This window comes from Pseudomonas chlororaphis subsp. chlororaphis, from assembly GCF_003945765.1.
In the GTDB taxonomy this organism is placed as follows: Bacteria; Pseudomonadota; Gammaproteobacteria; order Pseudomonadales; family Pseudomonadaceae; genus Aquipseudomonas; species Aquipseudomonas chlororaphis.
Genome location: NZ_CP027712.1, coordinates 2,394,853 through 2,407,916 on the forward strand (window position 1 = coordinate 2,394,853; position 13,064 = coordinate 2,407,916).

The following is a 13,064-nucleotide window of genomic DNA, read 5'->3' on the forward strand; positions in this document are numbered from 1 at the left end:
CGGTTCTATTCAGGGCCAGGCCGCGCCGATTCCCCGCGCGGCCAGAGTCCAGAATGGTGCCGATGGTTTATCCGCTTTCTCTTTACCTGCGTGTGTTGTTCGCGCCTGTGTTGCGCCAGCCGCTGTGGCTGGTGGGTGCCTTGATGCTCTGCGCCACGGGTTGCAGCCAGCAGCAGGGGCGTGACATGGTCCACCAGTTCAGCAATGGCAAGCCCCAGGAGTTCTTCCAGACCAGCGTCGACCGTATGGCCACCCTGAGCATGCGCGACAACCTGCAAAGCCTTTACCTGCTGATGAACAAGCTCTACCTGCGCAACCCCAATCAGTGGCGCGAGTGGGGGTATACCGATGCCACCAGCGCCCAGCGGGAAATCCGCCAGGCCATCGAACAGCAGAAGGCCTTGCCGGCCTTGGGCAACCGCCGTGACCTGGCTGCGTTGAGTTATGCCCTGAGCCCGGAATTTCGTGGCGACCGGGTCGGCGCTTTCATCTATGCCATTGGCAGCATGCTGGTCACCGCCCACGGTGGGCGTACCGAATTTTTCATGACCGACACTATCGATCCGCAGTTTGTCAGCAATGCGGCGCGCAATATTGAAAAGGCCACTTGGATGCTCAGCCAGCGGCAGGGGGCCAATGGGGAGCTGTTGCTGTTTTCCAATGAGATTTCGGAGGAGGGCAGCAATCTGAGTTTTGCTGTGGAGTTTGGGAAGATTGTGGCGCGGTTGGATTTGTTGACGCAGATGTTGGATGAGCGTTATCGGCGGATTGGGTTGAATTATGCGCAGAGTTTGTTGCTGATGAATTTTTTGCCGGTGCAGTAGGAGCCTGCAAGCCCGCGCTCACCAGTCACTCGATGCAGATACGGAGCGGACCTTTACTGGTGCTTGGGCCTAGGGGTGTAAGTTCAACACATCCCGGCCTGATCGTCTGAAACAGTGGAGAAAAAGTTCGGTGTTGAGTGCTCGTTGAGTTTCATGCCGCCAGTCTGTGCGGTCTGGCGGAATGAGTGAGTATCAGTGGGGCTTAAGAATTTGTGATAACCCCTAATTACGTTGTTTTTTCTTGGCCCGCAATCTTGTCATTACAGTGTCTCCGTATGGAGTTAGCTTCCAGTAGGTCCCACTGTCCTTGACGCTTCTGGCTCTATCGCTTTGTGCAATCAGTCCCAGTGCGCGAAGCTGAATTATTATCGTGTGATAGTCGTCAGTATTAATGTTGAACTGAGCTAATCTTAAATCTTCAAATCGTTTGTCCCCTTTAAAGTGGTCTTGGCTGAATACTTCTATCATTGAGTTTAGGGGCGGGACTAATGTGTAATCACCCGCTTCATTAATCATTAGTGGGGAAAGGGTGAAAAAAATATCATCCCACGTAAATAGTACTGAGCTTTTGTATTCGTTATTTATTAAGTTGTAAGTATTGATGCCTCTGAACGTGTAGTTTATTTCAAATTCGTCACTTCCCTTTTCTAGCTCGGCAGCCCCTTCAGGTTCTTGAGTTTTTGCTAATTTAATTTCTTGCTCAAGCTCCTCAATGCGGTGGTGTAACTTTAATATTTCTTTGGCAGCGCTTTCGTTGGGAACCAGATTCGCTCTGACCCAACCTATAGCTGGTTTGCTTTTAATAAGCTGGACTAAGCTTCTACTAACTTGGCTGCCGAGGTCGGATGGGCTTTCCCAAAAACGGCACATTTTTTGTTGTGCTAATATTCGAAAGTTATTTAATTTCGCCTTGCCCTCGGGCGTTTCTTCACAAACATTTGCGGGTAGCTGGCCGGGGTCTTTGTATACAAAGCCGATTACTGGTTTTCCGATTTCTGTTGCATAACGGTATTCCATTTCCGTATAGCTATAGCCCTCAGGGCCGATAGAACCATACCTGCCTGCGAGAATAACAATGTAGTAGTCACTATCGTCTATCACTTTTTTAATTAGACTCCATTGGTCTTCATCTGCCGCAGGGAAAAGCTCCATGCCTGATGGAATGCAGTCCAACTCCAGTAAAGCTTGCATTACCTCCTTTCTCGCTTCTTGTAAATCTATGAACGTCGAGCTGACAAATACCTGATAACGCTTTTCCATTTTCCAAAAAACTCCTTCGACTTTACCGACTGGTTTGTAGACCTTGATGCGCTGAACCCTATTCGAGCCAATCTAACGCACGTCTAACCCCCTTTCGTAGCGTTATTTTTGCAATGGTCATGCCTTCACGCTACTGCGTGCTCATGAGCGCTCAACCAGCCATCGCTTCCTTTAGATAGTCATACCCCTCCAATCAATGCCTGTATTTGGCCATCGTGGCTAATAGGGCCAGGAGATCAAGAACCGAAGCGAGGCGGCCGGTCTGGACTCTGGGGCTGTGCGCAGGGAGCTCGGAGGTCTTTACCACCCCAGTTTCTCCATCGCAGCATCCGCCAGGAAAGACGACCGGCTCTTGATGTTGTGCTCGCGCACAAAGCGGTCGATGCGTTGAATCACGTAACCCGGCAGGGTCACATTGACCTTCTCGGTTTTGCCCAGGTAAGGCGTGATATCGATATCCAGCATGCCCCAGCCCATCCCTTCGAAGTCGGGGTTGGCGCGGTGTGTGCCGGTGGGTGAGGGCAGGGGAATGGCTTGCCCCTCGCGGGCCAGTTCTTCGAGCATGACGTGGGCGATTTCGATGGCGGCGCTGTACGCGGCCTCGTAGGTATCGCCGGCGGTTACCGCGCCAGGAATGTCGGGAATCTGGATGCCGGTAGCCGTGTGCTCGTCGCCCCACTCGATGCAGATGGGATAGTGCACGGGGATCTCCTCATAAGGTGCGAAGGCTGAGTCGGCGGCTTGGGGTTGACGCTCCCTGTAGCCGCTGCCGAAGAATGAGGCTGCGATCGGGTTGGGCGGCATTCCGACGAAGCGCCCGCCAAACCTGACGACGCGGTGTAACAGGTAAAGCCGGGAGGCAGAATTAGCGTCTGCTGCGCAGCCGATCGCAGCCTCATTCTTCGGCAGCGGCTACAAACAGCCTCCCAGGCTCAATAGCGCTCAGGCCTCCTGCGCCGTGCGCCACTGAATCACCTCCAACACCGCACAGCCTTCCCGGGTCAGCAAATGCACCCCTCGCGTCACCCGCGCCAGATCGCAGTCGGCAATATCTTTCAGGTTAAGCGTGGACAGGCTGTCCATCAGGTCGCGCACCACGGTGAAACGATGGGCTGCACAAGCCGCCAGATCGCTCAAGGGCGCACTGCTATCGAGGTAGAAAACGGGAGCGTCGGCGTCGTGGGTATCGACGGGGGTGAAGCGGGAAGTTTGATGGTCAATCATCGGTGCAGCTCCTATGAATAGAGCAGCCACCTTTCGCGGCCAAGCGAATTAGGGTGGCGGCTGTACGCGGGTTGGCCGACCGGGCATAGGACACCGGCACACCCGAAGGTGTCCCACGCACAGCCGCCATGACACAAAATCGCAGGCACAAAAAAAGCGCCTGCAATGGTGTTTGGACGCTGATGCGTTCCTATGCTCGACCGGCCAAGGTCGTTCGCGGATTTTGCCGCGAGCGCGAACTATAGGGGCCGCGCTTGAGCGGCGCAACCGCGCATTGGAGGGGATGTTTGAGTGGTTGTGTCGGGGGGTGTTAGCAGGGACGGTGGTGGGGCGTAATCACATTGACTTGACGCCCCCTATTGGTATCGACCCTTTTTTATTTCTGTTGTCGATCATGCACTAATGTCAGTTCATAACCGAACCTCAAAGCCTGCAAGCAATTTCCTTCCACATGTAGTCGTAGTTGTACTTCAGCCATAGAGCCAGCACCTTATCAAACTGCCTGCGTAACCAATTACGCTTCCGCGCCTCCAGCCTTTCCTCGATCCTAGCTCTGAGCCAGTCGGGGTCAAAGCCTGTCCAAACAGAGGGCAAGACTGCTGCAAGGTTGGAGAAGCACACGGGCGCCACTTCTGAATAAAAGATTTCGTAGAGTACGTCAGGATCGACACCTTTGACCTGTCGCGCGATGTAGTCGTAATCGGTCGGAAAATAGTTGAATGGCTCAGACAGTGCAGTTCTGACTTCTGTCAGTTGTGGCTCGGTCAGAAAATGTCCCAATGCAAAAACTCCTCCAGTTCCTCATCAAGCGAGTCCTCGACCACGCCGCCTGCGACTTCATACGTTAGAAGCGCTCTGAAAAGGTCCCCTTGATTTGCCTTAACCCATGGATACCTATCACCGAGCACAGAGCCCTCAATCCACCACCACCGGCCTCACAGAATGTGCAGCATCCAAAGCACGCCAACGTAAACCACCCCAATCCCCACCGGCAGCACACAAAGCACCCGAACCTGCGAAAAAAACGAAGGCACAGCTTCCACCGGGGTCGACTCCTCCAATTGCTGCAACGTCATGACTGCGACACCTTCCTCCGCTGGCGCATTGAGCCGAGCCTGGATCAGCGGTTCGACTGCTTCGACTTTGCGCATCAGGGTCCGGCCCCAGGTGAATAGGGCGGCGCCGATGAAGATCAGCAGGTAGATCACCAGGAATTTCCAGTGGGGCGGGTTGCTCAGGCGGATGAAGTCGGGGGTTGGGCTGTTGTCCCAGAACCAGTCCAGGGGGCGGGTGTTTTCGTAGACGGTGAACATGAAGTTCTTGATCGGGCGGTTGATGGTCGCCGCGGCGGTGGTGTAGCTGTCCAGGCGCCAGTGGAGCATTTTCAGGGTGGAAAACACGGTGGAGATCAAGGCGCCGGTAAACAGCAGTGCGCCTGCGGCGATGGCCAGCCGGTATTTCAGTTGGGCCTGGGTGTAATTCATCTGTGCGTCCTGCGATGAAGAAAAGGGCCGCAATACTAATAGTTCGTTGCCCCTGGCCGATAGGGACGGCGCTGGCTTATGGGCTGCCTTTGGGCCTCGAGGGTTTCAGCCGGCAGGGCTGCGACGAACGCTACCGGCGGCTCGGCCTTGCTCTATAACCTGCCGAAATGGGACATGGCCCTGCGCCTGCGTAACGTCTTCGACAAGGACTATTACGCCTCGGCGCATGGCTCGGTGGACCTGATCACGCCGGGCGCGCCACGGACCCTGGAACTGAGCGCCAACTACCGGTTTTGAAGGCCTACCCTGAGAACAAAGCCCGGCAGTGCGAGACTGCCGGGCTTTTTTGTCTGCGCTCGCCTTGCCTGATGGGTCTCCTATACTCATTCGCGCCGATAGGTTCAGTCGTACCCGAACGCCGCCGTAACAGCCGTCAGTTCCCTGACAACTACCCCTCCCAGTCACTGCAAGGAGACCAAACATGGCAATCCGCATTGGCGACGAAGCACCCGATTTCACTGCCGACACGACCGAAGGTCCGCTGCATTTCCACGAGTGGATCGGCGATAAGTGGGCAATCCTGTTCTCCCACCCCAAGGACTTCACCCCGGTGTGCACCACCGAGCTCGGTTATATGGCCAGGCTCAAGCCGGAGTTCGACAAACGCAATACCCGGATTGTCGGGCTCAGCATCGACCCGGTCAGCGACCATAAGGCCTGGGTCGGCGACATCCAGGAGACCCAGGGGCATGCGGTCAACTACCCGATGATCGGTGACGAAAACCTGGTGGTGGCCAAGCTCTACGACATGATCCACCCCAATGCCAGTGGCGGCGCGCGCACCGCCGTGGACAACGCCACCGTGCGTTCGGTGTTCATCATCGGCCCGGACAAGAAGGTCAAGGCGATGCTGGTGTACCCGATGAGCGCCGGGCGCAATTTCGATGAAGTGCTGCGCCTGCTCGATGCCCTGCAGCTGAATGCCAAGCACACCGTCGCCACCCCGGTGAACTGGCGCCCGGGCGAGGACGTGATCATTCCTACCTCGGTATCCGACGAGGACGCCCGGAAGAAATACCCGCAAGGCTTCAAGACGTTGAAGCCCTATCTGCGCACCGTGGAGCAACCCAAGTAACGACCACCGACAAAGGCTTGCTCACGGAGCAGGCCTGCGGGAACGACGCTGCGCCGGATGTCAGGGGTCACCCAGCAGGCCGCCGCGGCGTCGCAGTCACTTCCATGGGGTCGCTTTTAGCCAGGATGGGCAGCCACTGCCCATCCGCGGTTCGAACAGTCCGTTTTAATACTGCTGAGCGCAGGTCGAACCCTGGACGCAGCTGAATCTGTTGACGCTGATGCTCGATGAACGCTACCGGCGTATTGCCCTGAACTATGCCCAGCGTTTATTGCTGATGAATTTTTGGCCGGTGCAGTAAGCTCGGCTGAGTCCTGGCGACTGCTGATCTCTATAACGCCGTCGTCCTGGGTCCGTGCAAAGCAAGTCGTTTTGGATTGTCCATCCCCATGCTCTGCATCGGACCTGAAACCGATAAGATCCACCTGCTCACGCGGTACATGGCGAGTAACGGCAAGGAGAAAACAGGATGGGCAAGATCAGGATAGCAACGCCGGCCGATGCTCCGGCCATTCAGGCGATCTATGCACCTATGGTGTCGGATACGGTCATCTCGTTCGAGCTCATCCCGCCAACGATCGAGGAGATGGCGAGCCGGATCGAGGCGACACTGGCGACCTATCCCTATCTGGTAGCGGAGTTGGACGGCGCGGTCGTTGGTTATGCCTATGCCAGTCAGCATCGCGCCAGGGAGGCTTATCGCTGGTCGGTGGATGTCACGGTCTATATCGACCCCGCGGCACACCGTCGTGGCATCGGCCGCGCACTCTACCAGCGGCTCCTGCCGATCCTCGAGCGACAAGGCTTCCATGCCGCTTACGCCGGCATTGCCCAGCCCAACGCTGCTAGCGTTGGGCTCCATGAAGCCCTGGGCTTCACCCATATCGGCACCTATCCCGAAGTGGGCTTCAAGCATGGGCAATGGCATGGTGTCGGTTACTGGCGCAAGCCGCTGAATACAGTGACGCCGCCGAGAGAAATCGTCGCGTTCAGCGAGGCGAGAGGATACGTAGAGCTGTAGGCCTGGATGAAGTCAGCCCGCGAGCGGGGAGCGCGGGCTGACAGGCCACAGTGAAAAGCCTTATCGGCTTGGTAGTTTCTGGTCGTCAAGCACAGGTTGGGAGGTCTCCAGGGCAGTAGCGTTTCCAGTGAGAAATCTCGCCAGAAAGAGCGCCGTAAGACCACCGAAGAACTGCGAAATGATGAAAGGCGCCGCGTCCGATAGGCGAATCCCTGAGAACGTATCGGTGAACGATCGGGCAAGGGTTACCGCAGGGTTCGCAAAGCTTGTGGAGGAGGTGAACCAGTAAGCGGCCACCACGTAGGCGGCCACCGCCTGTGGCACCTTCGCCTTGTGGTACTTGTCGCACAGTAGGATGGTGAGGACCAATCCAGAGGTTGCCAGGTACTCGCTGAACCATTGCGAAGGCCCGGTGCGGACATGCTGGGAGAACTCCACCACCGGCAGTTCGAACATCAGGTGTGCAGCGAAGACCCCCAGGATCGCACCCACCGTCTGTGCCGCGATATAGGGGCCTAGAAGCTTGGCGCTCAGCCCTCCGCGCAGGTAGTCGACAACCGACACCACGGGATTGAAGTGCGCTCCCGAAAAGGTGGCGAAGCAAACGATCAGTACGTACAAGCTGGCCCCCGTTGCCAAAGCATTGGCAAGGAGCGCGAGTGCATCGTTACCGTTAGCCAGGCGTTGCGCCATGATTCCGGACCCTACAACGGTGCAGAGCAGAATGGCGGCACCGAGCGTTTCAGCCAAAATTTTCCGTGAAGTACTCATCTGGAAGGCTCTGAGAAGGTAAGCGATTGAGGGAAGCGGCTACAGCTAGCAGTAGCCGCAGACAGCGTTACGAGCAGCAGGACTTGGGTCTGATCTGCTCGGGCTGATTGCCTTCCACGACAAACACCGAGCTCTGCGAAGAAAGGTAGGCATCCTCGCAAGCCAGTTCGGTGGGCACTCCACGCTTATAGGCTTTGCCGCTATCACCGGTGAGTTCGCGAGCAGGCCCGCGGTAGATCACGGTCAAAGGATGACCCTTGCGAACCTGTGGCTTGGTGCCAGTGACCGTGACGGAGTAGAACTGAACGGAGCCGATCCGCTTGGTCGACGCGTCGTTCCTCGCTTCGATATTTATCCCCGTCAAACCGGCATCTTGAAGCTGCTGGTAAAACGCCTGTTCCTGTAACACACCCGAATAGCAGGCTGACCACAGCGTGGTGTCCTGCTTCAGTTCGTCAGGTATGGCGACGTTCGAAACATTGTCGGAAATTGCAAAGCGTCCACCCGGTTTCAGGACCCGGTAGATCTCTGCGAAGACGTTCTGCTTTTCAGTTTCTCCGACTAGGTTGATCACACAGTTCGAGATCACCAGGTCGATGGACTGGTCCTCCACCAGTGGATGGGTCTGGGCGCTGTCGCTGACGAACTGTTCGAAGTTTTTCCACGATGCCCAGTCAGTGCAGGGCTCGGTGCGCAGGCGTTCTTCGGCAAGATCCTGGTCAATCTTCAGATTGCTGGCCGATGCCCTGTGGAATCGCAACGGAGCACTGCCGGTGGCCTCTTGAAAGGCAGCCGCCTCGCCGCGGGCAATCTGCAACATACTCGGATTGATATCTATACCGATAACGGCGCCCTTGCTGCCCGCGATCTGCGCTGCAACGTAGCAATTGAGGCCGGCTCCCGACCCCAGGTCCAGGACCACATCGCCTTCGCGCACATACTGGGTCGGGTTACCGCATCCGAAGTTGGCCTCGGTGATCCGCTTTGGAATGTTCTTCAGGTACTGGGCGCCGTAAGCCTCGCTGCAACAGCTCTCGTTGAGCTGCGATTCGAGTACGACGTTGCCCTGACGAAGCGCCTCGGTGTAGTCCGCGATGATTTCGTTTTCAAGTGCAGAAGCCATTATTCATCTCCCGTTTAGCAGCACGAACTACCATCGGCACAGCACGATTCTTCGGCAGAACCAGCGATAGGAAGAAGCCCCTTGGTGACTTTGGGGGCCCGGATGGAGGGTGTGTTGCAGTCAAAGAAGCCACTCTTTTCCAACGGCGGCTCAACGTAGCAACGCACTGGAATGAACTGTCCCTGATAGGGCTGGCTCATCAGCAGATTGAAGGTCTTCTCGCACACTGCGGTACGCACACCACGATGGTAGGTATGGCCATCGTCGTCGACCGTATGCTTCCAGGGACCTTTGTAGATAACAGCATGCCCCTGGTCGAGACATACACCGGCTTTGCCCTTGTAGGCACTGATAGTAAACAGACGGTATTCGATACCGTCCTGAATACAGACGGGCACTTCAGACGCCAAGGCGTAGGTGATGCCATGGAAGCCGGCTTCGCAGAGTTTCTCGGCAACAAGGGGCTCGGTTATCGCCGTCCGACACTCCAGGCCCTCGACGACAAAAGGACGAACAGCGTCGGCTTCCTCATCCGCCAGAATGGCGGGAAATACCAGGCGACCCTGTCGCTCCAGACGTTCATAGATCGACTGTGCGTAGTGGCTGAAAGCGGGTTCAGCATTGAACCCTTCCCAGTAGATGGTCGAGAACGTGGAAGATGGGTCGTCGGTTCCGCTTGGCCTGCCCTGAGCGCTATTTACGCTTGGGCTGAAGGCACGACCCTGAGCTTGGCCATGCTGCGCCGTGAACTCGCGACGACGATTTTCAGGGCAGATGAAGAGGGTGTTTTTGTCGTCCGCCAGGATGCTCTTCATGGACTCCGTGTGAGTCCGCCAGGCAATGTGCGCTGGCGCCTGGAACCCCTCTGTCTGATTGGCCAGTCTGAGGGCCGCTTGTAGCAGGGAAAGTGAAGACATGGTTATCTCCTTAGCACTTCAGGCAGCAGCGTTTGAACACACCTTCTTCTGGCGGCGTGACCGAGTCCATGAAGAGCTTGTCCAGGCGAGAATCCGAATGCTGCCAGTCGAAGTGAAACTCGTGCTCTTCCAGCTTCAGCTCCTTGACCGAGGCGTTGTCGAGCAGTGGTGAGCCTTTGTACAGGTGCAGCCGGGTCTCGAACTGGATCGGGTCGACGATGTTCTCCAACTCGTTCCGGGCGATGAAGTCATGGAGTTCGGCCATGTCTTCGAGGCTTACCCAAGGGTTGAACGTGATGAAGGTCGGGTTGACTTTGACCCCAGCCTCTTTCAAGAACGCCAAAGCCTCCTCGATCATCGGCACATCCATCTCCTTGAAGACCTGATCGAGGACCTCCTGCTTGGGGAACTCCAGGGCGGTGGTGATGAAGGCCAGTCCTAGCTGGCCCATTTCCTTGATCGCTTCCTTGTTCTCCAGGATGTGGTCCACCCGAGTGGTGAAGTCGTACGTCAGTTCGGGAAACAGCGAATGCAGCTTGCGGATGATTTTCAGACCGTGCGTCTTGGCATTGAAGAAGTCAGCATCGGTGAATGTCAGGTGAGTCATTCCTTGTGCGACGAGGTTGGCTACATCCCGCTCAACAAGATCATCAGAGACCAGCAGGACCTTGCCGTCATAGGCTGCATACACCGAGCAGTAAGAGCACTTGTGGTGGCAGCCGCGGGAGCCCTCGACCCCACCCACGATGGCCTTTCTACCCAGCAGCTTTTCCAGCTGGGGCTGCGGATATTTGTGAAGGGGAGGTGCCAGGTCTCGCCTCGGCAGGCGGAATCCATCGCGAATCAACTGGGGTACGACGATCTCACTGGAAAGGCCACGGGGCCGATCGATGACTCCACGCAAGTCTTGCTCTTGCTCGCCATTCAGGTGCTTTGCCAGGCTGACGATGGGTTTTTCCCACTCACCCGCGATCGCGTAATCACCGTACTTGGCAGCCAGGCTCTTTGCATTGATGGTCGCGTACTGCCCGAAGAAGCAGATCTTCTGGTCTGGATGTGCTTCTTTCAGCGTCTTCGCCAACTGGGTGCCGGCTGTCAGCGAGTCAAAAAGCGGCACGCAGATGAAGACGAGATCGGCGCCGCCGAACCGCTCAACGCAGAGGCCCTCTACATAGATATCGATCAACTGCGCATCAATATCTGCATCAAGTAGAGCAGTGGTTGCAGATATCGCATTAAGTGGCTGATATCCCCCTTCAAATGTACTGGCGACCAAGTATTTCATTCTCTTTCTCCTTGAGTTCAGGCGCGACGATTCGGTGGCGAGAGCCACTGTGGGTGTTGCAAGAATTCGAAGTTGGATTCGAAGTTAGGGCGATACCAGCAACAGGACGGCGAGGCCCGCCAATGCTTGCAGGGCTGAACCCGCTGTAATCAGACGCATGTATCTTCCCGTGGGGTATTCAGGAAAGGCGTCTGACTTCACCAACCAGTAGTAACTGTCGTTGGGGAGAATGGCGATGAAGGACCCGAGGCAAACTGCAAAGGTAATGCTCATCAAGTCCACTCCACTGGATGCCAAGAGGGGAGTAAGAACAGGTGGAATTGCAGCAAAAGTTGCAAGCGAGGAGCCATTCAACGTTTTGAAAATGGCAGCCAACACGAACACGCCTACGAGAATATGCGTGGTGCTGCCTGAAGGGGTGAGCGTGTGTTCAAGCAGTTCCTTTGGAAGCACCTTGCCCAGTGCCAGACCCAATGCAGATGCACAGCCGATGGTGAATAGCAGCGAGCTGGTCCTGCGCATGGCCTTGGACAGAAGATCCTGAACCTCGCCAGGCTTGCTGTTCAACGCAATCAGCAGCGAGGTGACAATCAGTGCACCGGCAGGTGTCGTGCAGAACTCGACCACCGGATGCTGGTTCTTCGCAATCACATATCCCGTGATCAGGAGTATGAAGAATACCGCCAGAGGCATGATCACTTTGGCAACCGAGTCCTGAGGCGTAGCAGCGTTAGTTGCATGATTGGTCGTTGGCAAGTCCGTCCGGGTCGTCCAATAGGTCCAGGCCGCCCCGGCTATCCAAGTGATGACTGTGAGCAGCAGTCCCTGGTAGAGGAATCTCGGGTCATGGGTGTTCGCCCCTAATCCGATGCCGATGATCAGCGGGCCGGCAGGCATCAGTAGCTTGAATCCCGAATAGCACCCGATCGCAATGTACTTCTTGTGGTTTCCGGCAATCGGGGCCAGGGAAGCGTAGGCCGTGTCGGGACAAACCATCCCGGCGCCAAGCAATGGTGAAAGCGATACGCCAAATTTGCCAAACGAGGCGCTACCTCGCGCCGCTATCCAGCCTGAAATGAAGAACGCACTCAGAATGACCATGGCGAAATAGCCAAGGTTATTGCCGAAGCCTTTGCTGAGCGTTTCAAAGACGCTGCTACTGCTTGCGCCTCCGAGCAAGGGGAGCAAAATCGCACCCAGCAGCATGGCGACCGGCAGAGGAATGGAAGCGCTATTCCATAGGCTTCGTAACCAGGGCCCCGTTTTAATCCTGAGCGCTTGCGTCAACATCCCTGCACCCCCTAGCGGTTACCGGAGCATGTAACTGAGCGGCCTCATGGCCTTTCCGGGAACCTACAGTGGCAAAATACGTTGCGACCCGCAACTAAAATTAAGAAACAATTTTGTGACATGCTTATATCCAAAATGATTGTCGCTCTGCCTGCTAAGGTGCTATCTGCCTGAGTTCCCGAAATTTCGAGTCGTCCGCTATGCCAAAAATTGACCAGATCGACCAGGATGCAGAGGCGCTTTATGAGGCACTCAGTCACCTGGTTCGGGTCTACCAGTTCCGTGACAGGGATCGCAGTTGCTGCGAAGGCCTCTCCGTCACTCAATGCTATGCGCTTGAGCATGTGATCAAGGCCGGGCCCGTTCGTGTTCAGTCTCTGGCCAGTGAGCTTTTCCTCGACAAAAGCAACGCGAGCCGGCTGGTCGACTCGCTGGGCAAGCAGGGGTTGGTGCATCGTATCCAGGACGTGACCGATGGCCGGGCGGTGGCGATCAGCGCAACGCCAGAAGGCTTGGCTGTGTATGAAAGGATTCGATCGGATCTGGTGGGAGAGGCCCGTCATCTTTCGAGCGACCTCTCGACAGAGGCGCGCAACGGTGCCATCGAACTACTACGTCGCTTTGCCAATGCCACTGAGCAGCGTTGCGGCCTGAAGGCGCCCGAAAACGACGAGTATCAGCCCCTCAAATGCTGCTGAGGGGAGGGCTAATGCTGATAAGTGGGCGCTGC

At 56.4% G+C, this 13,064-nt stretch carries 15 protein-coding genes; 5 read left to right on the plus strand and 10 right to left on the minus strand.

Translation table 11 applies throughout. The features are described from left to right. The first annotated feature begins 53 nt into the window (after positions 1-53). Complete coding sequence (locus tag C4K27_RS11115; RefSeq protein WP_053260453.1) at positions 54-824, plus strand: hypothetical protein; 771 nt, start codon at positions 54-56, stop codon at positions 822-824. A 222-nt stretch (positions 825-1,046) separates the two neighbouring features. Here the strand turns inward: C4K27_RS11115 and C4K27_RS11120 are convergent, their stop codons facing one another. The 5 genes from C4K27_RS11120 to C4K27_RS11140 all read right to left on the minus strand — a co-directional run bounded on the left by C4K27_RS11120 (position 1,047) and on the right by C4K27_RS11140 (position 4,792). Next, the gene (locus C4K27_RS11120; protein ID WP_053260454.1) at positions 1,047-2,084 is read right to left on the minus strand and encodes a DUF4062 domain-containing protein; all 1,038 of its coding nucleotides are present in this window, start codon (positions 2,082-2,084) and stop codon (positions 1,047-1,049) included. Positions 2,085-2,384: 300 nt separating this feature from the next. Then, positions 2,385-2,786, minus strand: coding sequence for a type II toxin-antitoxin system HicB family antitoxin (locus tag C4K27_RS11125; protein WP_053260455.1), 402 nt, complete (start codon positions 2,784-2,786; stop codon positions 2,385-2,387). A 240-nt stretch (positions 2,787-3,026) separates the two neighbouring features. Further along, complete coding sequence (locus C4K27_RS11130; RefSeq protein ID WP_053260456.1) at positions 3,027-3,308, minus strand: hypothetical protein; 282 nt, start codon at positions 3,306-3,308, stop codon at positions 3,027-3,029. 423 nt (positions 3,309-3,731) lie between these two features. Next, positions 3,732-4,088, minus strand: coding sequence for a DUF7079 family protein (locus C4K27_RS11135; RefSeq protein ID WP_053260457.1), 357 nt, complete (start codon positions 4,086-4,088; stop codon positions 3,732-3,734). 155 nt (positions 4,089-4,243) lie between these two features. After that, positions 4,244-4,792: a YniB family protein gene (locus tag C4K27_RS11140; RefSeq protein WP_053260458.1), complete on the minus strand. Its 549-nt coding sequence runs from the start codon at positions 4,790-4,792 to the stop codon at positions 4,244-4,246. Positions 4,793-4,939: 147 nt separating this feature from the next. On the opposite strand from C4K27_RS11140, the gene C4K27_RS11145 reads away from it, so the two are divergent. The 3 genes from C4K27_RS11145 to C4K27_RS11155 all read left to right on the plus strand — a co-directional run bounded on the left by C4K27_RS11145 (position 4,940) and on the right by C4K27_RS11155 (position 6,948). Next, complete coding sequence (locus tag C4K27_RS11145; protein WP_307669563.1) at positions 4,940-5,089, plus strand: hypothetical protein; 150 nt, start codon at positions 4,940-4,942, stop codon at positions 5,087-5,089. 184 nt (positions 5,090-5,273) lie between these two features. Further along, on the plus strand, positions 5,274-5,927 hold the full coding sequence (locus C4K27_RS11150; RefSeq protein WP_007923518.1) for a peroxiredoxin: 654 nt from the start codon (positions 5,274-5,276) through the stop codon (positions 5,925-5,927). Between the two features lie 469 nt (positions 5,928-6,396). After that, positions 6,397-6,948, plus strand: a complete 552-nt coding sequence (locus C4K27_RS11155; protein ID WP_053260459.1) for an arsinothricin resistance N-acetyltransferase ArsN1 family B — start codon at positions 6,397-6,399, stop codon at positions 6,946-6,948. A gap of 60 nt (positions 6,949-7,008) precedes the next feature. Here C4K27_RS11155 and C4K27_RS11160 read toward each other — a convergent pair whose 3' ends face one another. From C4K27_RS11160 to arsQ, 5 genes are all read right to left on the minus strand, one after another. Beyond that, positions 7,009-7,719 (minus strand): aquaporin, encoded by a 711-nt coding sequence (locus C4K27_RS11160; RefSeq protein WP_053260460.1) that lies wholly within the window; start codon positions 7,717-7,719, stop codon positions 7,009-7,011. A 67-nt stretch (positions 7,720-7,786) separates the two neighbouring features. Further along, entirely contained in the window at positions 7,787-8,842 is a 1,056-nt protein-coding gene (arsM, locus tag C4K27_RS11165; protein ID WP_053260461.1) for an arsinothricin biosynthesis methyltransferase ArsM, read from the minus strand. A 14-nt stretch (positions 8,843-8,856) separates the two neighbouring features. After that, positions 8,857-9,759 carry a DUF8838 domain-containing protein gene (locus tag C4K27_RS11170; protein ID WP_053260462.1) on the minus strand — a complete coding sequence of 301 codons (903 nt, stop codon included), beginning with the start codon at positions 9,757-9,759 and terminating at the stop codon, positions 8,857-8,859. A 10-nt stretch (positions 9,760-9,769) separates the two neighbouring features. Then, the gene (gene arsL / locus C4K27_RS11175; RefSeq protein ID WP_053260463.1) at positions 9,770-11,044 is read right to left on the minus strand and encodes an arsinothricin biosynthesis radical SAM protein ArsL; all 1,275 of its coding nucleotides are present in this window, start codon (positions 11,042-11,044) and stop codon (positions 9,770-9,772) included. 84 nt (positions 11,045-11,128) lie between these two features. Further along, on the minus strand, positions 11,129-12,334 hold the full coding sequence (gene arsQ / locus C4K27_RS11180; protein WP_053260464.1) for an arsinothricin export permease ArsQ: 1,206 nt from the start codon (positions 12,332-12,334) through the stop codon (positions 11,129-11,131). 200 nt (positions 12,335-12,534) lie between these two features. Here arsQ and C4K27_RS11185 point away from each other — a divergent pair, with 200 nt between their 5' ends. Further along, positions 12,535-13,032 (plus strand): MarR family winged helix-turn-helix transcriptional regulator, encoded by a 498-nt coding sequence (locus C4K27_RS11185; protein ID WP_053260465.1) that lies wholly within the window; start codon positions 12,535-12,537, stop codon positions 13,030-13,032. The last annotated feature ends 32 nt before the right edge of the window (positions 13,033-13,064 follow it).